1 protein-coding gene is annotated in these 772 nt (G+C 66.8%); it reads left to right on the top strand.

Going from position 1 to position 772, the window contains the following annotated elements:
* Positions 1–224: 224 nt before the first annotated feature.
* Positions 225–772: ATP-grasp domain-containing protein (locus AC1DTN_RS37655; RefSeq protein ID WP_477925219.1), on the top strand; the 548-nt coding region annotated here is incomplete at its 3' end.

Here is a 772-nt window from a genome sequence, read left to right as displayed (position 1 = left end):
CCCCTGCGACGGCGCATGCCTGGGCGATGCCGTTGCCCATCGTTCCCGCGCCAATGATGCCGACCGTCTGGATAGCCATGAGAAATGCTCCTTGAAGTGGAAAAAGTGGAATTCGCAGGATTGTGGAACAGCGCGCATCCCGGATCCGTTGCCGCTGGCGACAGCGTGCTTGATTTACAGTGCCGCGTACCCCTTCTTTCCACGGACTTCCACGGACCCACGCCATGACCACCCTCGGCACGCCTCTTTCCCCCACCGCCACCCGTGTGATGCTGCTCGGCTCCGGCGAACTCGGCAAGGAGGTGCTGATCGCGCTGCAGCGCCTGGGCGTGGAGACCATCGCGGTCGACCGCTACGAGAAYGCCCCCGGCCAGCAGGTGGCGCACCACGCCCGCACCATCACCATGAGCGACTCCGCGCAGCTCAAGTCGCTGATCGAAGCCGAGAAGCCCCACCTGGTGGTGCCGGAGATCGAGGCCATCGCCACGCCGATGCTGCAGCAGCTCGAGGACGCCGGCGTGGTCCGCGTCATCCCGACCGCGCGCGCCGCGCGCCTGACGATGGACCGGGAAGGCATCCGTCGCCTCGCCGCCGAGACCCTGGGCGTTCCGACCAGTCCCTACAAGTTCTGCGATTCGCTGGCCGAGCTGCAGGCTGCGATCGACGCCGGCATCGGCTACCCCTGCATCGTCAAGCCGGTGATGAGCAGCTCGGGCAAGGGCCAGAGCAGGATCGACGGGCCGGCCGACGTGAAAAAGGCCTGGGACTACGC

The organism is Rhizobium sp. 01T444, assembly GCF_056398305.1.
This window is presented reverse-complemented; position numbering and strand designations above follow the sequence as displayed.